This window comes from Nocardia sp. NPDC024068 (assembly GCF_040638875.1).
Classification (GTDB): Bacteria; Actinomycetota; Actinomycetes; order Mycobacteriales; family Mycobacteriaceae; genus Nocardia.
This window is the reverse complement of sequence record NZ_JBEZYU010000015.1, coordinates 94,679-115,186: the sequence shown is the minus strand read 5'-3', so window position 1 is coordinate 115,186 and position 20,508 is coordinate 94,679. Positions and strand designations below refer to the sequence as shown.

The window sequence follows — 20,508 nt, the reverse complement described above, 5'->3', positions numbered from 1 at the left end:
CTGACCTCGATCCTGGGCCCGGGAGCCGAACGCCGCCGCTGACCAGCAGCTACGCCATATCCGTTGATTTTCGGCGGTTACTACCGGAACCCCGATAAGGGTGACTGCGTCGGCGTTCGGCTCTGGAATGGGGTCCATAACACCCCGAGGAGGCGATATGTGGAAAGAGATCGGCACGACGGTGCGGGCGGCGATGAGGGACTGGGGCACCACGATGCGACTGTGTGTCTTGGTGGTGGCCCTGGCTCTCGCCGCGGCCACGGTCATGTGGGGGCTGGCATCGTGAGCGTCTGCCGCAGTGGAGGCTTGGCAGAATGTGCGCTGTGATGGCCGGGGCGCACAACGCGCGATCGAGGACTTCGCCGGTGTTCAGGCCCGACCTTTCTCGAAAGGCAGGTTTTTTCGCGCAACTGCGAGGTTGTTACGGGAGGTCAGGGTGTTCGGGTGGTTGGGGCCGAGGACACGCTCAAAGTCGGCGATGACCTGTTTCAATAGCGAGATGGCCTCGGTAGTCCGGCCCGCCGATTCGTAGGCGCTGGCGAGGTTGTTACGGGAGGTCAGGGTGTCGGGGTGGTCGGGGCCAAGTACGCGCTCGCAGTCGGCGACGGTGCGTTCGAATAGCGGGATCGCCTCGTCGATTTGGCCCGCAGACCGGTAGGCAACGGCGAGGTTGTTACGGGCTGCACCAGTCTTCGGGCTACCGGGGCCGAGGACACGCTCTAAACCGGCGAATGCCTGTTCCAACAGCGAGATAGCCTCGTCGATCCGGCCCGACGATTCGTAGACACGGCCGAGGCTGCTCTGGCAGCCCAGCGTGTCGGGGTGGTCGGAGCCAAAGACACGGTCGCGTTCGGCGAGAGTTCGTTCATAGAGTGGGATTGCCTCGGCGGTTCGGCCCGCCGATTGGTAGGCGCTGGCGAGGTTGTTACGGGAGGTCAGGGTGTTCGGGTGGTTGGGGCCGAGGGCACGCTCAAAGTCGGCGAGAGTTCGTTCATAGAGTGGGATTGCCTCGGCGGTTCGGCCCGCCGATTGGTAGGCGCTGGCGAGGTTGTTACGGGAGGTCAGGGTGTCGGGGTGGTCCGGGCCGAGGACACGCTCACGGTCGGCGAGGGCCTGTTCGAATAGTGGGATTGCCTCGGCGGTTCGGCCCGCCGATTCGTAGACATTGGCGAGGTTGTTACGGGAGCCCAGCGTGTCGGGGTGGTCGGGGCCGAGGACACGCTCGGTGTCGGTGAGAGTTCGTTCGAATAGCGAGATGGCCTCGTCGATTTGGCCCGCCAATTCGTAGGCGTAGGCGAGGTTGTTACGGGAGGTCAGGGTGTCGGGGTGGTCGGGGCCAAGGGCACGGTCGCGATCGGTGAGAGTTCGTTCATAGAGCGGGATCGCTGCGTCGAGTCGTCGCGCCGACTGGTAGGCGTAGGCGAGGTTGTTACGGGACAGCAAGGTTTTGAGGTGCTCGACACCCAAGACGCGTTCTCGGCTGGCGAGAGTCTGCTCGTACAGCGGGATTGCCTCGGCGGTTCGACCCGCTAATTCGTAGGCGTAGGCGAGGTTGTTGCGGCAGGTCAGGGTGTTCGGGTGGTCGGGGCCAGCGAACCGCTCGAAGTCGGCGAGAGCTTGTTTGTGATGGGTTATGGCGCTGGCATGCATGCCCTGACCACTCAGGAACAGCCCGGTGCGGCTGCGGATCATCGCAACCCTGGCTGTGATGGACTCGTCGCTGGTGATGGGGTGGCCGGTAATGGCATCGATGTGGGGCAGCACGGCTCGCCAGGTCGACCAGGTTCCCGGGTCTTCATGATCGGGCAGGGCAACACGCAGGGTCTCGGCGGCGCGGTTGTGGGCTCGTTGGATTGCTGCTGCGGCGCGATGCGGGTCGGTGGGATCGGGGGTGCGGGCCACGGATTGGACCAGCCGGTGAATCGACAACCCAGCACCGTCGGTGTCTGGGGTGATCATGTTGTAGGCCGCCAGGATCCCGAGCGCGGCATCGATGGTGGCCTGCTTCGCCATCCCATGGCACAGGGTAAGAGGGATGTTGTCTGGGGCGTACCAGCTTAGGGTCCGCAGCAGCTCCACTGCGTCGGGGTCGGTCTCGGCGATGCGGTCCAGGGTGACCTGCCAGATCCTGGCGATCGTGCGTTGCGGATCGGTGCCGACCGCCGCACGATCGAGGGTGAGGCCGGGCTGGGCCTGAAGTAGTTGCAGGTAGGCACGGAGGGTAGTGAATCGTTGTTGCGCCAGATAGGCCCCGGCCTGCTCTATGGCCAGCGGCAGATACCCCAGCGCCTTGCACAACTCCGAGGCTCCATCGAGGTCGCGCGGTCCTGCTGCGGTGACCAACCCGACGAGCAGCTGCTCGGCTTCGGCGGCGTCAAGGACGTTCAGCGAGATCACCACCGTTCCGGGCTGCCACGGCACCGACAAGCGGCCGGTGATCAGCACTCGTCCGGTGCGAGCCCGTGCCAGCACCGGGACGATATCGGCTGGGTTCTCTACGTTGTCGAGGATCAGCAGCCACCTGGTGTGGGTGGCTAGCCACTGCAATCCTCGTTCGGCCAGGTCCTCGACGGTCCGCGTCTCGGCGAAGGTGGGTTGCAACCGAGCCGCAAATCTGGCCAGACCCCACTCGACCCCTTCCGGTGAGTTGGCGTGGATCCAAACGATCGGCGCGAACCCGTGCGGGCGGGTACCCACCCAGTAGGCGGCGAGGCTGGATTTACCGATGCCGCCTAGTCCGTGTACTGCGGCGACGACTACTGGCCCGCCAGCCGTGACGGCCGCGTCTAGCCGGGCCAGCTCGGACTCGCGGCCGACGAACCAGCCCGGCCAAGACTCCAGGTTGTCGATCCCGGGTGGTGCGTCGACTTCAGCCATGGGTTGATACGCCTCGACAGGCACTTGTATTACGCGCGCCCCGTCCCCGGTAAGCACCGGTGCCGCGATCGGCCCGCCGCCGGTATTGACTGCTACTGCGCGTGGTCCCGATGCGATCGCACCAGTCCCGCTCTCACCGCCCGCGGAATCCGAAACTCCAGGAGCCGGATCGCTGATGGTCTTCGGCTTCCTGCGGTTCGGCCACCGCCGTGTCATGGGGCGGGTGGGGTGTGGCGGTCACCGGTGGAGATCTCGGCACCGGGATTGCCGTTGATCGCAACCGACCTCTCTCCTACGGCCGACGCTTCTGCTCCGGCAGGGTTCGTCGTCGTCCCCGCCGCGGTGGCTGAGGACAGCGAGGCGGTCGTTCCGATATCGCCGGTGCTGATCGGGCCGGCCGGATTCCCGTGTACGGCCACGCTGCGCAGGCCTGAAGCGTGAGCGCCCCCGGTCGCCGCGATGGTGGAGGAAGACTGCCGCAGATGCAACCACACCGAGGTCGCGAAACCCGCCCCGGTCAGCACTACCACCAGTAGCCACATCCACCACGGGCCACCGCCGGTTGCTAGATTCACGGCTACCGCTAACGCGGTGGCGACCCCCGCGCCAAGCCCTACCGGCATCAACACCGGTATAACCGAACCCGAACTCATTCTGAGCCTCCCGCCCGAGCCCACCCAGCAAACCCGACAACACAGTCGAAAATACTTGACCACAACGTAGTTCGAACCCGCGGCACCACCGACTGCGCAGAGCTCGGATTCGGTGGTCATCGGCAGCGATGCTGCGTCCGCGCCATGGGCCCTGATGAAAGGGATCGCTTCAGTTTTTCGCGGTCAACTCCGAGACGTACTTGTACAGCGTGGTCCGTGAGACTCCCAGCAGTCGCGCGATCGAGGACACCGACTCGTCCGGCCGGGTCAGCAGTGCCCGGGCTTGCCGGATCTGTTCCTCGCTCATGGCTGGTGGCCGGCCGAGGCGCTGCCCGCGGGCCCGGGCAGCGGCGAGGCCTTCGTGGGTGCCGTCGACGATGAGCTCGCGGATGAATTCGGCCAGCGCGGCAAAGACGTGGAACACCAGGCGCCCACCGGGGGTGGTGGTGTCGAGGGCTTCGTGCAGCGACCGGAACCCGATCCCGCGGCGCCGCAGATCGGCCACGATCGAGATCAGGTCCTGCAGGGAGCGGCCGAGCCGATCCAGCGACGCGACCACGAGGGTATCGCCGGCGCGCATGTATTCCAGGCACGCCGCCAACTGTTCGCGCTCAACATCCTTGCCGGACTTCTTGTCGGCGAACACCTTCTTGCAGCCGGCCGCCTTCAACGCGCGGGTCTGCCGGTCCAGGTTCTGGTCCCGGGTCGAGACACGGGCGTACCCGATCAGTGCTCCTCCCCCACCGATCGGGTCCAGGGCATCGCCGTCGAGGGAAAGCGATTCGAGCGCATCGGTATCCGTCACCCCTCAGATCGTACACAAAAGGGTGCTGTGCTTTTGTTGAACATCTGGACTTTACGACACGTTTGTTGAACAGTCGCCGATTTTGGTCGACCTGGGCGTTTCCGCGCCGCGGCCCGTTTCGGGCCCACTGTTCATAAAACGATGGGATTATGAACAGCCGTGCGAGCCGGTCCGGAGTGGTCTCGATCGCCCTCGCGGTTGAGTAGATATGGACAGCTGTCTACCCTGATGTCCAGAAATGGCGCTGCTGCCGGATCGGCTGCCGCGACACGATGGGAGGCTCGCTCGTGACGAAGGTTCCAACCCGGCAAGCACGGCTGGCGCATGCCGCGAAACACGCGGAACTGTGGAATGCGGGCCGCAAGGACGAGTGGGTCGCCTCCTGGCGCACCATCATCCCCGCCGGTGTTCGCATGTTCGACCCGGTCGGCACCGAGGAGAAAACCGGGTTCGAGGCGGCCACCACCCACGGCTGGGATCTGTTTCAGCAGCTGCTGCGGATCACGATGCTGACCGTGCAGGTCAACGGCGACGAGATGGCCTGGGTGTGCGAGAACCGGTTCGGCACCGGCGAGGACATCGTGACGGTCCACAGCATCGAGACGTTCGCGTGGGAGACCAACGGTGATCTGCTGATCAAGACCTACTACCCCATGCCGGAGCGCGTCGGCGCCGACGATGATCCCTACACCCACATCCTCGAGGGAAAACCCGGCCACCAGTCGTAAGAAGCGGACCGGGTCGCGCTACAGCATGGGCCCGGTGTCTCGAAACCTTGGTTGTGAGACGAAAACAGAGCTGTCGCTTCGCCAGACGGCATCAGGGGAATCGTCGCCCGGGCGGTTGGTCGGGACCGTGATACGGTCGGATTCTTCTCCGCCCTCGGGCGGGTTGGTTCAGGTAGGGGGACACGAGATGCCAGCCGATGACACCGTTTTGGACGCTGGTGCTGTGCTGGCCGCGGTGAACTCGTTGAACGGGATCCACCAGTCCCTGGAGTCCGGGCTGGGTTCGGTGGTCACCGATGCCGAGGCCCTGATCTCCGGTGGATGGGCCGGTCTGGCCGCGGACGGGTTCCGTGATCATTTCGAGCAGGTCCGCACCCAGGTCGAGCAGTTGCTCACCGATGCCCGCGAGATCGTCGGCCATATCCCGAGTGTGGTAGCCGAGTTGGGCAAGGTCGATGACGGCAATTCCGAGCAGCTGGGCAGTCGAGCGCCGAGCTCGCTGAACCTGTGAAGGCCGGGACCCGGTGGCCGGCACCTCCTATGACGTCGATCTGGACATGCTCGAGAACGTCGAACAGCGCCTGGCCACCCCCGAATTCCAGGAGATCCAGCACGACGAACGCTTCCAGGGCTGGCTGCGGATGCAGGAAGCGGCCATGGACATCGAGTTCACCAACTACGACGTCCCCGAACTCAACGGCCACCTCTACACCCGCGAAGGCCTCGTCATCGCCGAACAGCAGCTCCTGCAGCGCTACGCCAACCTGCGAGACATGCTCTCCGAGGACAACCTCGAGATCGGCATGCGCTTCGTCTACTTCATCGGCGAAACCATCCGACGAGCCGTCGAGGGCACCTGGGTCGCCCTGCCCCCGAACCCCGAACGGCCCACACCGCGGTCGGTTATCGACTCCCCGATGTGGACCGCCTTCCACGACCCCCAGCACATGATCAGCCTCGCCCTGAACCGGCGCACCGAAAAAGAGATCTCCTCGATCTATGACCGCGCTGTCAAACGCCACCAGAAATGGATCGACGCCGGCCGCCCCGCGCGAGACAGCTGAGGATGTGGAAGGATTTATTGTGGAGGCTTGTTGCCGCCACCGCCTCGGCGCTGCAGGTCGGTCCCGCGTGATTGCGGAGGGTGAGTCGGCCGATCAGGTCGCGGAGTCACCGAATGCGGGTCTCTGCGGGTCAGATCAGATCGCGCAGGGATCGAAGAGCTGTCGAGACGGCTTCGCGGACGTCGGGCGGGAGGCCGCGCACCGGAGCGGGCAGGTTGGGGGTCGATACGAGCCCGAGGTCTTCGGCGATTGCCGAGACCGTGCGCAGGCTGCCGTGGCTACGGAAAATGGTCCACAGAGGCTCGAAACGGTCCGAGAGCTCTGCGGCGGTGGCCGCATCCCCTGCCTGCGCGGCCCGGGTGAGTGCGACGCACGGTGCGGGCAGTACTCCGGCGAGAACGCTGTACCAGAGGTCGCATCCAGCATTCAGACCGGTTGCGGCGGTGGGATCGTTGCTGATTCCAAGGGTGATCGTGGCCGGAATGCGCGCGCGTAGCGAGTCGATGCGCTCGGCGGCATCTGCTCGCCCGGCCGGGACTCCGGGGATCTTGATAGATGCGATGTTCGGTAGCTGCGCGATCCGGGCGTGGAGTTCGTCGGTGAAGGTGAAGTGGGTGGTGCCGGGGTTGTCGTATACGCAGAGGGGCACCGACAGCTCCTTGGTTACGGTCTCGTACAGCCCGTATACCTCCTCGGCGGTCAACGGCTGATACGACATCGGCGCCAGGAGAACCGCGTAGGCACCGGCGGCTTGCGCGGATTCGGCGTGACGGCACACATCGCGAGTCCGTAACGCACCGATCCCGACGATGACCGGAGTCGAACCGGCGGCTTCGACCGCGAGCCGTGCGGCCCTGCTGCGTTCCTCGGCGGTCAAGTAGGCATAACTACCCGTGGATCCCAGCGCGCCAACCGAGTCGGCGCCGGCCGCCGCGATGCGGGTGACCAACCCGACGAAGCTGTGCTCGTCGATCTGCGACTCCGTCATGGGAGTCAGCGGAAAGGCTGACAGGCCGGTGAATATGCGCACGCCTACAGTGGACCACCAGCGGCGCTCACTGCTGCGGCCGGGCCTCGGCCAGCGATTATCGAGATACCGCGTTCGCGGGTCATGACCCACACCCGTCAACGCGCTACTGCGCCACGACAGCGATCTACTCGGCGTGCTCTCGGTAGACCCACGCACCGGAATCCTGCTCGACGCCCTCGGACCGGAGGCGATGCTGCGCACGATTCTGCCCATCTGGCGCTCACACGGTCTGGCCCGCTCCGATTGGACCATCGCTGACCAGACCTTCGCACTGCACACCCTCGCCACGGGGTTCATCGCGGTGACCGCCGACCACCCCGAGCATCGACCGGATGCCTTCGCGGCCGGCCCCGATGCAAAGCAGCGCGGTTGTGGTCGAGGACAGCTTCCCGATCGCTGCGTATATACGCCGACCGGATGGCCGGTCTTGGAAACGATCCGGGCCGCGCGCCGACAGGATCACCGACTCGGGCACGACCCGCAAGGCGAATTATCGAACATACGTTCTACAGTGCGGTAGGCTCGCTCGGGTGACGATACATTCGACCGCGCTGGCGCCGAAGGCCCGAACACCAGGATGGCCGGATCTGGCCGATGTCGACTTGCTGCGCGCCCTCGTCGAAACCGAACGTCGGCGGAGGCGACTGGACGCTGCCATGCGCGCGGCCGTCGCCGAAGCCGAGCGTCGCGGCCTCGCCGCGGACACCGGCTACCGGGACACCGTGGACCTGTTGACCGATCTGCTGCGAATCAGTGCGCACGAAGCGCGCCGGCGAATCGAATACGCGGCCCCGCAGACCCGCTCGCTTTCCAGAAAGATGCGGAGGGTGCTGGCGGTCGCGAGCTGAGTTCGCGCCCCGGTTCGTCGGCTGATCTCCTCGTCCCGGCCGCCGTGCCGCAGCGGCCGGATATCAGCCCCGCGGGGCGCCGCGGCGCGACCCGTTCGCCACGAAAACGGCGAACCCGTCGAGATGGCGGGCGAGACCGTATTCGAACAGCTCCTCCAAATCCGTCGGCGCACTCTCCGACAGGGCCGCCAGCAGCGGGAACCCACCGCCGTCGAGCAGGTCTCGGGCCCTGGTCCGCTGGGCGGCCTGCCACCCGGCCAGCGTGATACCGGTGTCCTGCTCGGCCTCGGTTTCCTCGGCCATCGACAGCGCCAGGGTGACGACCAGCGCGTGCAGGGTGAGCGCCTCGTGCATCCGGACCGGCAGGGGCAGGCCGAGGCCGTCCAGGGCGGCCAGCACCCATTCGGTCTGCGCCATCATATTGGGCGCGAGCAGGGGCCGGGTGAACGAGATGACGCGGGGCAGCCACAGATGTCGCCGGCACAGCCGCCACTGCCGGCGCGCGCTCATCTCCAGATCGGCCCGCCACTCCCGCGCCCCCGGTGCCGGTAGTTCCAGTTCGCCGAACACCTCGTCGGCCATCTGGGTGAGCAACTCCTCCTTGTTCGCCACATACCGGTACAGCGACATCGGCCCGGCACCCAGGTCTGCCGCCAGCCGGCGCATCGATACCGCCTCCAGTCCCTCACTGTCCGCGATGGCGACAGCACTGCGCAGCAGCCGTTTTCGCTGCGCAGTCCGATCCGTGGGTTCGGCCGCCCGGAGCGCCGGTGACCGCTCACGGCCCGGCGCGGGCGGTCGCCGACGGCCGCCGTGCGCGCTCACCACCGTGCCCGCACCGACCTTCGCCTCGACCAGCCCCTCCTCGCGCAATGTGGCCAGCACCCGCGTAGCGGTGGCGATCGCGACGCCCCATCGCCCGGCGATCTGCCGGATGGAGGGCACCCGATCGCCGGGCTTCAACCGGCCGTCGCGGATCCGGTCGCGGATCTCCCCCGCGATCACGAGGTAGGGCGCCGCCGGACGCGGGGTCTTCGACATGGTTCCTCCACTTCAGCGGCAGGTTTCCGGACCAAGTGTACTAGAACACCAAGGAAGTGGACTAGTACACCAATTCGCTTATGACATGGCTTGTATCAGCGATATTGGCTACCGTCGGACATGTACCGATACAGCGTACGCATCCTGCGGGGCCGAAATTCGGCGAGTGCGCCGCCCCGCCCCTCCGGACCACCGATTCGACGAGAAACCAGGGAGACCCCTATGCACGGCCGGAACGTCCTGATCTCCGGCGCCGGAATCGCCGGCCCGACCCTGGCGTATTGGTTACACCGATACGGCTTCCACCCGACCGTGGTGGAGCGGGCCCCGGAACCGCGCAGCGGTGGTCATGCCGTCGATATCCGTGGCACCGCCCGGCAGGTCGCCGAGCGGACGGGCATCGTCGACCAGGTCCGGCGGGCCCGTACCGGCGCCCGCGGGATGGCCTTCATCGACCACACCGGTAAGCGGGTCGCGACCATGAGCACCGAGGTGTTCGGGGATTCGGGCGGACCGGTGGCCGAAATGGCGCTCCTGCGTACCGATCTCGCCAGGATCCTCTACGAGCGGACCCGCGGCGATGTCGAGTATCTCTTCGGCGATTCCGTCACCGCGGTCGCACAGGACGACACCGGAGTTCGGGTGGAGTTCGCGCACGCGCCGGCACGGCAATTCGACCTGCTGATCGGTGCCGACGGCGTCCGCTCCACCGTACGGCGGCTGGTATTCGGTGCCGACGAACGCTATATCCGCGACCTCGGCAGCTACATCTGCCTGTTCACCACCCCGACCACCGTGGATCTCGACGGCTGGCAGTTGATGTACACCATGCCCGCCGGTCACGGCCGGCCCGGCCGGACCGCCGGATTGCGGCCGCGATCGGAACCGGGGACCGCGGTCGCCGGGTTCTTCCTGCGCTCGGCCCCGCTTTCCTACGACCGCAATGACCTCGACGAGCAGAAGCGGATCGTGCTGCGGGCCTTCGGCGGCGACGGCTGGGAGATCCCCCGGATCCTGCCCGCGATCTGGGACACACCCGACTTCTATTTCGACCGGGTCCACCAGATCGAGGTGCCGGGCTGGTCCCGCGGCCGGACCGCGCTGCTGGGCGATGCCGGCTACTGCGCTTCCCCGATGTCGGGTATCGGCACCAGCCTGGCGCTCGTCGGCGCCTATGTCCTGGCCCGCGAACTCGCCGCCGCCGACGGCGACCACCGGCGCGCCTACCCGGCCTACGAACGGGAGATGCGCGAATTCGCCGACCGTGCGCAGGAATTCGCGCGCAGCTCCGGCGACGGCGGTCTGATGCCCGCTTCCCGGGCCCAGCTCTGGTTGCGCAACGGTTCGGTCCGGCTGCTGCCGTATCTGCCGAAACGCCTCGTCGGCCGTGGCATGGACAAGCTGTCCACCACCGTCGAACTCGGCGACAGTCCCGCCCTCATCCACTGAATCCCCTACCGAGGAGAAAAACCGACATGCCTGTGAGTACTTTCCTGTGGTTCGACGGCCGCGCCGAGGAGGCCGCCGCGCACTACACGAAGTTGTTCGCCGACTCCGCGATCCATGCTGTCGAACGTGGTCCGGACGGCGCGGCCACCACGGTCACCTTCGAACTCTCGGGGCAGCGCTTCATCGCCTACAACGGCGGGCCCCGGTTCGACTTCACCGGAGCCGTCTCGCTGTACGCCGACTGCGAAACACAGGAGGAGGTCGACACCCTCTGGGCCGGTCTCACCGACGGCGGCGCGGAAGGGCCGGGCGGTTCCCTCACCGACCGTTTCGGCGTCACCTGGCAGGTGATCCCGAAGGCGATGGGTGAACTGCTCGCCGAGGCGGAACCGGATGCGGCGCGACGAATCCTCACCGCGATCCACGCCATGAAAAAGATCGATATCCAGGGTCTGGCCGACGCCCGCGGACACTGAGCCCGGAGCCATCACGCGGCATCGCACGGCCAGCCGGCGGACAGCGCCGGAGAACACCTTCGGCCGCGGCCGACATCCGGGCGCACCGCGAAAGAACCCGCCCGGCAACTGTCCGGGCGGGTTTCGGGAACGGGCGTCCGAGCGGGTCACTACGCGAGACGTCGCCATTCCAGGCCGGCGGCGAGCGCATAACCGGCGCCGCCCGCGACGGCGAGCACCCAGAAGAGCCCGGAGTCGCCGACGGCGAGCGCGACGGTGGAGACGAACGCGAGCCAGGCGCCGAGGGCGTAGTGCAGCACATTGCGGCGTACCGCGCCTTCGCCCAGGTAGATCAGGCCGACGATGAGACCGGAGCCGGCGGGCCAGAGCAGAGCCGGGAGATCCTGCATACCGGTGATACCCGTCAGACCGGTGATGGCCAAGAACAGCGCACCGAATCCGACGATCCACGACAGTCCGAGCAGTTTGCCGCTGAGCAGTTCGTGCGCACCGGCGCCGCGCTGGGCACGGACCGCGGCCAGGGTGGCGCAGACGGTTCCGGTCGCCAGGCCGATTCCGAGCAGGGTGAGCGGCAACCAGGCCGGTAGTTCGACCAGCGGATGTTCACCCCGGGAGAGCGCGGCGGCACCGTGCCCGAGGATGTAGCCGAGTCCGAATCCGATATAGGCGGGGCGGTTGTCGACCTCGGTCCCGCCCACGGCGGGAGTGGCGGCGACCGGGGCGGTGCGGGTGGCGGTGGTCATGAGGGGTCCCTCCGGATGCGCTGGGAAGTGGAGTCGATCGAGGGCAGGGCTGCTCGGCGGGTGATCACGACCGGTGCGCGTCGGGCACGAGCACTACTTTCCCGGCGACGGTGCCCGATTCGGCGAGGGCCAGTGCCGAACCGGCCTCCGACAGGGGGATTTCCGCGGCGATACGCGGAGCCACGGCACCGTCGGCCAGCAGGCCGAATACCGCGGTGAGGTCCGCGCGCATCCGGCGCCGGAAACCGTCGATACGGCGCTTACCGGCCCACAGGTTGTAGAAATGCGCGTGTTTGCCGTTGGGCAGGTAGTTCCACAGCGCCAACCGGGCGAACAGGGTCAGCACCGGAAGTTGCGAGCTGCCCTCCACATTCTTCGTCGCGGCGGTGCCGTAGGACACCAGCGTCCCGCCCCGGCGCAGCAGCCGCCACGAATCGACCAGTCCGTCGCCGCCGACATGATCGAAGACGGCGTCCACCCCGCCGGGCGCGATTTCGGAGATCCGGCGATACATCTGCGGGTCGCGGTAGTCCACGGGCGTCACCCCCGCCGCACGCAGTGCGTCGTGATGACGCGGGGAGGCCGTGCCGATCACCGTGATCCCGGCGTGCCGGGCCAGCTGCACGAGGATGGAACCGACGCCGCCGTTGGCTCCGAGCACCACGATCGTCGCACCTGCCCGCACCGCGGCGGTCCGGTGCAGCATCTGCCAGGCGGTGACGCCGTTGACGGTCACGGTTTCGGCGGCCGCCGGAGAGATACCGGCCGGTACCTCGATCAGGTCGGCGGCAGCCAGCAGCAGCGCCGAGGACCAGCCCCCGATCTTGGTGACCGCGGCGAACCGCCGGCCGATCAAGGTGGTGTCGACCTCCGGTCCGACCGCGGTCACGGTGCCGACCACGTCGTATCCGGGCACGAAGGGGAACGGCGGCTGGTCGAAGTACTTTCCGCGGCGCATCTGCTGTTCGGCGAACGAGACGCCGGTGGCCTCCATACTCAGCACGACCTGGCCCGCCGCGGGTGCGGGCAGGTCGCGGGTGGCGATCCGCAGGCCGGCGGGCTCGACCGTGCCGGGCAGGACAACCTCGGTGATGTGGCCGGTGGCGGTGTTGTTTCGCATGACGTGTTCCGATCCCTCGATGAGCTAACGGTTGTAAGCATACGATCGTTATCCGAAAAACCGCAAGAGCTAACGCCTGTAAGTTTGCCGATGTAATCTGACGGAATGGCAGCGAGCAGAACGACCACACGCACCCGTAACCCGCGCGGCGAGGGCGGCCGGCTCCGCGACGAGATCGTGACGGCGGCGGTGGGCCTGCTCGACGAGACCGGCGACGCGAACGCCGTCACGCTGCGCTCGGTAGCCCGCAGCGCCGGTATCGCCGCGCCCTCGATCTACCGCCATTTCCCCGACCAGCCCGCCGTGATGCTGGCGGTGGTGCGCAGCGCCTTCGCCGACCTCGAAGTACAGCTGCGGATCGGACTCGACGCCGCGGGCGAATCGCCCCGGGGGCGTCTGGTGGCCCTCTGCGAGGGATACCTCGACTACGCCCGCACCCATTCCGGTCGCTACCGCACCATGTTCGGCGGGGTCTGGATGCCGGATCTGCACGACAGCTCCGTGACGCGGGAAGACGTCGCCACCCTCGGCGATACGATCATGGCGCTGCTCGTCGACGCGCTCGAACGCTGTATCGCCGCCGGCGAATCCACCAGCACCGACGCCCATTCCGACACCGTCGCGTTATGGCTCGGCCTGCACGGCCTGGCCCACCAGCGCGCCTCCACCGTCGCGTTCCCGTGGCCGCCGGATATCGCCGAACGGCTCATCGGCACGCTCGCGCACCTCACGGAGTAACAACACCGGAGCGGACCTCCCGCCAGCGGCGGCGGGTCGGAGGCCGCACCGCGAGATTGCGCTAGGTTGGATCCAGGCCACCAGGGCAACGGCGCCGGCTACCGCGGACGCCGATTACGGCGCAGGGAAAGGACATCGGTGATCGCGACGCAGGCTCGGGCCGCAGGGCCGGTTCCCGCACGGCGCCGGTCCCGGTCGTTGCCCCGGGTGCGCGCGGTCCTGGTGGTACTGCTGACCGCGGTGTCACTACTGCACTGCGATCTGCTGACCCCGGCCGCGCACGCCCATCCACAGCACGCGGTGACCGGCACGACCGCCGGAATCGATACCGGGCATACGCACGCCGCCGGCGCCTTCGACTCCCACTGCCCCACCCATACGGTGCACTGCGTACCCCAGGTGGTCCTCCCGACCCGGGTGAGCGATCTCTTCGATTTTCTCTGGCTGGGCACGTTCGCACTGATCACCCTGGCCGCGATCTCGGTCGCCGCCGTCGCCTGCCGCCGGCCCAGGGGGCCGCCCACCGCCCGCCCCGCACTCGGCGGGCAGCGGATCCTGACCCTGTTCTGTATCGCCCGACGCTGATCGGTCAGCGCCAGGTCGCGCCACCACGGGTGGCCGGCCGGTGTCCGCTGCCGTTCACCGTCGAGGGCACAGGTGTGCCCGATACAAGAAAGCGACCAGAGGTCGATGGACAATATTGTGCTGCCCGAATGGGCCGGAGCCGGAGCCCGCGGTATCGCCGCGCCGGGCGCCGCGCTCACCCCGGATTCACTGGTCGGCAATACACCGGTGCTGCGGGTTTCCGGCCCGCTGGCCCCGGCGCCGCGCGGATTCTGGGCGAAGCTGGAGGGGTTCAACCCGGGCGGGATGAAGGACCGCCCCGCGCTGCATATGGTCGAATGCGCCCGCCGCCGGGGCGAGCTCGCGCCGGGAGCCCGGATCGTGGAGTCGACCAGCGGAACGCTGGGGTTGGGGCTGGCGCTGGCCGGGGTGGCCCACGGGCATCCGGTGACCCTGGTCACCGATCCGGGCCTGGAACCGATCGTGGCCCGGATGCTCGCCGCCTACGGCGCCACCGTGGATACGGTCACCGAACCCCATCCGTCCGGCGGCTGGCAGCAGGCCCGCCGCGACCGGGTGGCGGAACTACTGTCCGCCGAGGCGACAGCGTGGTGCCCGGATCAGTACTCCAATCCCGACAACATCGCGGGATACGAATCGCTGGCGCTGGAGTTGATCGAACAGCTCGGCGGGGTGGATGTGCTGGTATGCGCGGTCGGCACCGGCGGGCATTCCGCCGGGGTCTCCCGGGTACTGCGCCGGTTCCATCCGGCGCTGGAGCTGATCGGCGTCGACACCGTGGACTCCACCATCTTCGGGCTACCGGCCGGACCGCGGCTGATGCGCGGACTGGGTTCGAGCATCCATCCCGCCAACGTCGATTACGACGCCTTCGACGAGGTCCACTGGGTCGCGCCCGCCGAGGCGGTCTGGTCGGCGCGTGCCCTGGCCAGGACCTATCACATCAGCGGCGGCTGGAGCGTGGGCGCGGTCGCCCTCGTCGCGGGCTGGGCCGCCCGGACCCATGAGCCGGGCACCCGCATCGCGGCGGTGTTCCCGGACGGACCGCAACGCTACTTCGACACCGTCTACAACGACGACTACTGCCGCGCGCACGATCTGCTGCGCACCGAAGCACCGGTGGGTCCGGCGGTCGTGGCGTCGCCGACCGAGGGCCCGGTGCGGTCCTGGACGCGGTGCCGGCACGTGCGAGATCCCCGCGCCGCCGCCGCTGCCACCACCAGTGCCGCTGCCACCACGACCGAGGAGGAACGCTGATGGGCGCCGCGGCCGATTTCCGTAGTTTCGACACCCCCGCCCGCCTGCTGATGATCAATCAGTTCGGCATCAATCTCGGCTTCTACATGCTGATGCCGTATCTGGCCGGCTATCTGGCCGGGCCGCTCGGGCTGGCGGCATGGGCGGTCGGCCTGGTGCTGGGGGTGCGCAATTTCTCCCAGCAGGGCATGTTCCTGGTGGGCGGCACCCTGGCGGACCGGTTCGGTTACAAACCGCTCATCGTCGCCGGATGCCTTTTCCGCACAGCCGGTTTCGCGCTCCTGGTGTTCGCGACGAACCTGCCCGCGCTGCTGATCGCCTCGGCGGCGACCGGTTTCGCCGGTGCGCTCTTCAACCCGGCCGTCCGCGCGTATCTCGCCGCGGAGGCCGGACCGCGCCGAGTGCAGGCGTTCGCGCTGTTCAACATTTTCTACCAGGCGGGCATCCTGGCCGGCCCGCTCGTGGGTATGGCGTTGATGTCGCTGGATTTCCGCACCACCGCCGCGGTGGCCGCGGCCGTGTTCGCCGTACTGACGGTGGCCCAGCTGTTCGCGCTGCCGGTGCGGCGTGAGCACACCGCCGGAGAGCGGGGCCCGGTCCTGGCGCAGTGGCGGGCGCTGGTCGCCAATCGGCGCTTCGTCGCGTTCGCGGCCGCGATGACCGGCTCGTATGTCCTGTCGTTCCAGGTGTATCTGGCGCTTCCACTCCAGGCCGAGAGCCTCGCCCCGGAGCACGCGCAGTGGTTGATCGCCGGAGTGTTCGCGGTCTCCGGGGTGATCGCGATCGCGGGTCAGATGCGGATCACGGCGTGGTTCCGGGCGCGCTTCGGCCGGGGACGCGCCCTGGTGATCGGGATGGCCGTCCTGACCGTGGCGTTTCTGCCGCTGACACTGATCCCGGGGCCGGAGGTCCTCGGGACGGGGGCGGCGGTAGCGGCACTGCTGCTGTGTGCCGCGGCGCTGGCCGTCGGCACCGCCACCGTGTTCCCCTTCGAGATGGATACGGTGGTCACCCTCGCCGAAGGACGCCTGGTCGCCACTCATTACGGCTTCTACAACACGATCGTCGGTATCGGAATCCTGGTCGGCAACCTCGCCACCGGCGCGGTGTTCGGTGCGGCCCGCGACGCCGGAGCCCCGTGGGCCGTCTGGGCAGGGCTAATCGCGGTGGGCGCGGCCACCACCGCCGCGCTGGCCCGCCTCGACCGCCGGCCGGACCCGCACGACCCCGCCGCCGCACCCGGACCACCGGGCACGGCGGCCCCGGGCGAGGTCCGGACCGTGGGGTCCTGACCCGACGCTCGGCGATGCCCCGTAGGGCAGCCCCGTCCGGTCCCGGACGGGGCTGCCCTTCGGGGCCGTACGTCTCGGCCTGCACGGTGACAGTCGGTCGCAGCGGATCTCCCTGTGGTGCAGAGACTCGCCTTGTGGCACAGCGGATCAGGCTGTGGCGCAGCGGCTCTCCGTCAGGAGACCAGCACGGGGACCAAGGCCGCGAGGAACACCGTCAGGCTCCACAGTGCCGGGGCCGCCGTGCGGAGCTGATCGTCGCGGGCTCGCGTCCGGTCCGATACCGCCCGGCTGCGGCCGGGCGACGGCGGTGCGACCCACGCTTCCAGCCGCTGGTACACCAGACCCAGTGCCGCCCCGTACAGCAGGTGACCGATCAGCGACGGAAAGGCCGCCGCCACCATCTCGGCGGACCACTGCGGTAACTCCCCGAGCAGCAGTGGCAACAGAAGCAGATTGCCGAGCACCCACCACAGCAGGCCGTAGGACACACCCCAGCCGATTCCGGCCGCGGCGTCGAAACTCCTGCCGCGGAACAGGATCGCGTAGCCGGCGCCGAGGGTCATCGAGATCAGCAGGTGCAGGATCAGCCCGACGCCCACCGATTCCGAACCCGCCAGCGCCGCCACCGTGGGCAGGAAACCCACCGCGACCATCACGGCGGTGAACACCGCGCCGCCCACCAGGCCGGCGCCGATCCCATGCAGTACCGATACCGCTCTCCCGGCGATGAGGCGGTCGGCGTACCGGTCCCGGACGTCGCCGGAGCGCAGTGCCCGCAGGAATCCGTCGACCAGTCCGTATACGGCGGCCGTCCCCGCCCCGATCAGCAGATAACCCGGTAGTGCCGGGACCGCGTCGCGGGCCGCCCGCGCGGTCCAGTCGAGGCCGTCACCGGCCGGCAGCGACGGCAGGGTCAGACCGGCGACCACCCACCACAGCAGGCCGTACACCGTACCGCGGATCAGCGCCGGACCGGTTCCCTCCCGCCGGGCCCCGAACAGCAGCCCGTAGCCGGCGCCGAGGAACGATCCGGCGATCACCAGCGAATAGCCGCCACCCTGCATGGGCCGCAGTACCAGCGACAACAGCACGCCGCAGGCCACCCCGGCCAGCGCCGCGACGGCGGCGGCCCGAATATCCGTATCCGGGTCCCGCCGGTCCCGGTACCGGCGGGTGGCCCAGGCGAAGACGGCCGCCGTCACGGCCCCGTACAGCAGATGCCCGACCAGGCTCGGAAACAGCTCCTGGGCCGCGGAAACGCTCCAGCGCACCGGATTCCCGGACAGGGCCGGCAACAGCGTCAGTGGACCGGCGAACCACCACGCCACCCCGTAGATCGATCCCCAGAACAGCAGATCACCACCGTCGGGGGTCTGACGAACGGCCAGGGCACCGAATCCGGCTCCCAGGATCACGGCGATGACCATATGTACCGCCGTGCCCACCACCGGACTGTCGGCGCGGACCAGGGCCGCCACGGTCGGGAGGAAACCGATCAGCGCCATGATCACGCCGAACGCGACCCCACCGGCGGCGCCTGCCAGCGCACCGGCTCGGGCACCCTGCACCGGCGTGATCGACCGGCCATCCGGGAGTTCCGGGCGACCGGGCACATCGGTTGCGGGCGTGCGGGTTACCGAAGATTGGTCATACATGTCGATCCCTGTCCGGTGCGGTCGTGGAAACGAGGGTGGCCGAGGTGAGCGCGATATCGCGGGAGAAGACCAGATCCAGCAGCCAATCGACGGCGACCCGCAGCCGTTTCTCCGCTCCGGGCAGTTTGCCCAGATACACCGCGCGCCACAGCAACCATCCGAACTGCCCGGACACTCGGCGGCCGAACACCTGTCCCGCCGCCCGCCGGTGGCCCAGCGAGACCAGGACTCCGAGCCCGCCGTACCGGAACGGCGCCGGTTTGCGTCCGCCGGCCACCGCGGCGATATTGTCCGCCACCGCCTTACCTTCCCGGATGGCATGTTGAGCGGTCGGCGGATAGTAGGTGCCGGGCCGGCCCGGCACCGGAATACGGGCACAGTCCCCGACCGCCCACACACCGTTCATACCGGTCACCCGCAGATATTCGTCGACCTGAAGCGGGCCGCTCGCGCCCGCCGATCCGATTCGTTCGACGAGAGCGCCCGGCCGGTTGCCGGCGGTCCAGACGAAGGTGCGCGTCTCGACCTGTTCGTCATCGGAGAATCGCACGAACCCCGGCCCGGCCTCGACGACCCGCGTCCCGAGCCGGAACTCGATACCCCGGGCGGTGAGCGTGCGCAGCGCGTAGTCGCCGAGGTCCGCGGAGAGTTCGGGAAGCAACCGGTCACCGGAATGCACGAGCACGAACCGCGGCGCCGCCTCGTGCAGCCGCGGGTAGTGGTGCAGAACGCCGTGGACCAGGTCGAACAATTCGGCGACCAGTTCGGTCCCGGCGAATCCCCCGCCGGCGACCACGAAGGTCAGCAACCGGACCTGTTCGGCGGTATCGGTTTCCAGATCCGCCTGTTCCAGCGCGGCGAGCACCTGGTTACGCAAACGGTTGGCGTCATCGATGGATTTCATCGCGAACGCGTGTTCGGCCACCCCCGGCAGCTCGAAGAATCGTGGCACGGCGCCGACCGCGACGATCAGCTCGTCGTAGTGCACCCGCTGCCCGCCTCCGCCGCCGGCGGCCACCACCAGTTCCCGCCGATCGGGGTCCACCGATTCCACCCGGCCGTGCAGGAACGCCGCGTTACGCAACGCGGCCCGCACCGGCGCGCTGATATGCCGCGGTTCGAGGGTGCTCGAGGCGACCTCGACCAGCAGCGGTGTGAACAGCAGGAAGTTCGATTCACTGATCACCGTGACCTCGGCGCGCAGCCCGCGGCCGACCAGGGTGTCCAGCCGGCGGGCCGCGCCCACACCCCCGAACCCGCCGCCGACCACGACGATATGCGGCGGGCGGGGTACCGGTCGTCCGGCTTCGCGCCGGTCCCACAGCACCGTCAGCCCGTACAGGAGTGGCCCGGTGAGCCCGCCCAGCAAAACGGCCCGGACGAGTTCGTCGTAGCCCGCGACCACCTCGGACAGCGACCACCGCGGGACGTCTCCGGCCAGCAGCACCGTGAAGGTCAGCTGCCACAGGATCCAGTCGCCCAGACCCAGCAACAGGCCCACCGCGAAAGAAGATGCGGCGGTCTGCTTCCGGCCCGAGACCAGCAGGCCGAATACCGCCCCGAACACCACCGCGTGCACCAGCCACGCTGTCCACGACGGCCCGCCGGTTTCCCCGGCCGATATGGTCGCGACCACCCCCACCGCGGCGCCCGCCGGCACCCCCGTGGCCACGCCGAGCAGCAGACGCGGCAGCGTCCCCGCCTCTGTCGGTTCCATCTCACTCTCCCTCTCCAGGACGCGGCGCGACAGCCGCCGGACACGAACCGGCTACCGGGTGTCACCGGCACCGAGCCCGATAGGATTCCCGGCACAGTGGTCACGATCGGCATCCGCGTTACATCCGATCCCGGACCGCCCCCTCGCATCGGATCACTACCGGGTCACCCGATCATCTCTGAAAAAATCGTCTGAGAGACATGCGAATTCGATGACGAAACAGTGACGTCCCCGGCGGACCGGCCCGCCGGTCCGCCGGGGACAGGCCCGGCCGCCGAGCACACGCCGTCATACTTTGTTCACCACTTTTCGCGTGATTTCCACCGGCCGCCGACCGTAACGTCGGATCCGTGATCGCAATCGACAGCGAATATCCGGCTATCACGGGTGCGGATGCTCCGGCATCGTCGCGGCGGCCGGGAGTGGTTCC

At 68.3% G+C, this 20,508-nt stretch carries 20 protein-coding genes; 11 read left to right on the top strand and 9 right to left on the bottom strand.

What is annotated here, in order from left to right; translation table 11 throughout:
• Nucleotides 1-157 precede the first annotated feature (157 nt).
• Nucleotides 158-286: a hypothetical protein gene (locus AB0F41_RS15535; RefSeq protein ID WP_267886581.1), complete on the top strand. Its 129-nt coding sequence runs from the start codon at nucleotides 158-160 to the stop codon at nucleotides 284-286.
• An 83-nt stretch (nucleotides 287-369) separates the two neighbouring features.
• On the opposite strand, the gene AB0F41_RS15530 is transcribed toward AB0F41_RS15535, so the two are convergent.
• The 3 genes from AB0F41_RS15530 to AB0F41_RS15520 form a co-directional block, all read right to left on the bottom strand.
• Nucleotides 370-2,877, bottom strand: a complete 2,508-nt coding sequence (locus AB0F41_RS15530) for a tetratricopeptide repeat protein (protein ID WP_357424150.1) — start codon at nucleotides 2,875-2,877, stop codon at nucleotides 370-372.
• Nucleotides 2,878-3,089: 212 nt separating this feature from the next.
• The gene (locus tag AB0F41_RS15525) at nucleotides 3,090-3,650 is read right to left on the bottom strand and encodes a hypothetical protein (RefSeq protein ID WP_357424148.1); all 561 of its coding nucleotides are present in this window, start codon (nucleotides 3,648-3,650) and stop codon (nucleotides 3,090-3,092) included.
• Nucleotides 3,651-3,699: 49 nt separating this feature from the next.
• Nucleotides 3,700-4,278: a recombinase family protein gene (locus AB0F41_RS15520; protein ID WP_357424160.1), complete on the bottom strand. Its 579-nt coding sequence runs from the start codon at nucleotides 4,276-4,278 to the stop codon at nucleotides 3,700-3,702.
• 344 nt (nucleotides 4,279-4,622) lie between these two features.
• On the opposite strand from AB0F41_RS15520, the gene AB0F41_RS15515 reads away from it, so the two are divergent.
• The 3 genes from AB0F41_RS15515 (at nucleotide 4,623) to AB0F41_RS15505 (ending at nucleotide 6,127) form a co-directional block, all read left to right on the top strand.
• A complete protein-coding gene (locus AB0F41_RS15515) occupies nucleotides 4,623-5,063 on the top strand; it encodes a hypothetical protein (RefSeq protein WP_357424146.1) in 441 nt (146 codons plus the stop codon).
• A gap of 187 nt (nucleotides 5,064-5,250) precedes the next feature.
• Nucleotides 5,251-5,574, top strand: coding sequence for a WXG100 family type VII secretion target (locus tag AB0F41_RS15510; protein WP_357424144.1), 324 nt, complete (start codon nucleotides 5,251-5,253; stop codon nucleotides 5,572-5,574).
• 13 nt (nucleotides 5,575-5,587) lie between these two features.
• Nucleotides 5,588-6,127 carry a hypothetical protein gene (locus AB0F41_RS15505; RefSeq protein ID WP_357424142.1) on the top strand — a complete coding sequence of 180 codons (540 nt, stop codon included), beginning with the start codon at nucleotides 5,588-5,590 and terminating at the stop codon, nucleotides 6,125-6,127.
• A gap of 130 nt (nucleotides 6,128-6,257) precedes the next feature.
• On the opposite strand, the gene AB0F41_RS15500 is transcribed toward AB0F41_RS15505, so the two are convergent.
• Nucleotides 6,258-7,157, bottom strand: coding sequence for a dihydrodipicolinate synthase family protein (locus AB0F41_RS15500; RefSeq protein ID WP_357424140.1), 900 nt, complete (start codon nucleotides 7,155-7,157; stop codon nucleotides 6,258-6,260).
• Between the two features lie 530 nt (nucleotides 7,158-7,687).
• On the opposite strand from AB0F41_RS15500, the gene AB0F41_RS15495 reads away from it, so the two are divergent.
• Nucleotides 7,688-8,005, top strand: coding sequence for a DUF222 domain-containing protein (locus AB0F41_RS15495; protein WP_357424138.1), 318 nt, complete (start codon nucleotides 7,688-7,690; stop codon nucleotides 8,003-8,005).
• 63 nt (nucleotides 8,006-8,068) lie between these two features.
• Here AB0F41_RS15495 and AB0F41_RS15490 read toward each other — a convergent pair whose 3' ends face one another.
• On the bottom strand, nucleotides 8,069-9,046 hold the full coding sequence (locus tag AB0F41_RS15490; protein WP_357424136.1) for a TetR/AcrR family transcriptional regulator C-terminal domain-containing protein: 978 nt from the start codon (nucleotides 9,044-9,046) through the stop codon (nucleotides 8,069-8,071).
• Nucleotides 9,047-9,268: 222 nt separating this feature from the next.
• Between AB0F41_RS15490 and AB0F41_RS15485 the strand changes: the two genes are divergently transcribed.
• Together AB0F41_RS15485 and AB0F41_RS15480 are read left to right on the top strand one after the other, a co-directional pair.
• Nucleotides 9,269-10,495, top strand: a complete 1,227-nt coding sequence (locus tag AB0F41_RS15485; RefSeq protein ID WP_357424134.1) for an FAD-dependent monooxygenase — start codon at nucleotides 9,269-9,271, stop codon at nucleotides 10,493-10,495.
• Between the two features lie 26 nt (nucleotides 10,496-10,521).
• Nucleotides 10,522-10,971 carry a VOC family protein gene (locus AB0F41_RS15480; protein WP_357424132.1) on the top strand — a complete coding sequence of 150 codons (450 nt, stop codon included), beginning with the start codon at nucleotides 10,522-10,524 and terminating at the stop codon, nucleotides 10,969-10,971.
• A gap of 149 nt (nucleotides 10,972-11,120) precedes the next feature.
• Here the strand turns inward: AB0F41_RS15480 and AB0F41_RS15475 are convergent, their stop codons facing one another.
• Nucleotides 11,121-11,714 (bottom strand): ABC transporter permease, encoded by a 594-nt coding sequence (locus tag AB0F41_RS15475; protein WP_357424130.1) that lies wholly within the window; start codon nucleotides 11,712-11,714, stop codon nucleotides 11,121-11,123.
• Nucleotides 11,715-11,778: 64 nt separating this feature from the next.
• Entirely contained in the window at nucleotides 11,779-12,834 is a 1,056-nt protein-coding gene (locus AB0F41_RS15470; protein ID WP_357424128.1) for a medium chain dehydrogenase/reductase family protein, read from the bottom strand.
• Nucleotides 12,835-12,939: 105 nt separating this feature from the next.
• Between AB0F41_RS15470 and AB0F41_RS15465 the strand changes: the two genes are divergently transcribed.
• From AB0F41_RS15465 to AB0F41_RS15450, 4 genes are all read left to right on the top strand, one after another.
• The gene (locus AB0F41_RS15465) at nucleotides 12,940-13,572 is read left to right on the top strand and encodes a TetR/AcrR family transcriptional regulator (RefSeq protein ID WP_357424127.1); all 633 of its coding nucleotides are present in this window, start codon (nucleotides 12,940-12,942) and stop codon (nucleotides 13,570-13,572) included.
• A gap of 138 nt (nucleotides 13,573-13,710) precedes the next feature.
• Complete coding sequence (locus tag AB0F41_RS15460; RefSeq protein WP_357424125.1) at nucleotides 13,711-14,157, top strand: hypothetical protein; 447 nt, start codon at nucleotides 13,711-13,713, stop codon at nucleotides 14,155-14,157.
• Nucleotides 14,158-14,262: 105 nt separating this feature from the next.
• Nucleotides 14,263-15,414 (top strand): PLP-dependent cysteine synthase family protein, encoded by a 1,152-nt coding sequence (locus AB0F41_RS15455; protein WP_357424123.1) that lies wholly within the window; start codon nucleotides 14,263-14,265, stop codon nucleotides 15,412-15,414.
• Nucleotides 15,414-16,706, top strand: a complete 1,293-nt coding sequence (locus tag AB0F41_RS15450) for an MFS transporter (RefSeq protein ID WP_357424121.1) — start codon at nucleotides 15,414-15,416, stop codon at nucleotides 16,704-16,706. The genes AB0F41_RS15455 and AB0F41_RS15450 overlap by 1 nt, the downstream gene beginning before the upstream one ends.
• Before the next feature lie 173 nt (nucleotides 16,707-16,879).
• On the opposite strand, the gene AB0F41_RS15445 is transcribed toward AB0F41_RS15450, so the two are convergent.
• Both AB0F41_RS15445 and AB0F41_RS15440 read right to left on the bottom strand, forming a co-directional pair.
• Entirely contained in the window at nucleotides 16,880-18,361 is a 1,482-nt protein-coding gene (locus AB0F41_RS15445; protein ID WP_357424119.1) for a hypothetical protein, read from the bottom strand.
• Entirely contained in the window at nucleotides 18,354-20,078 is a 1,725-nt protein-coding gene (locus AB0F41_RS15440; RefSeq protein ID WP_357424118.1) for an NAD(P)/FAD-dependent oxidoreductase, read from the bottom strand. The genes AB0F41_RS15445 and AB0F41_RS15440 overlap by 8 nt, the downstream gene beginning before the upstream one ends.
• Nucleotides 20,079-20,508: the final 430 nt, after the last annotated feature.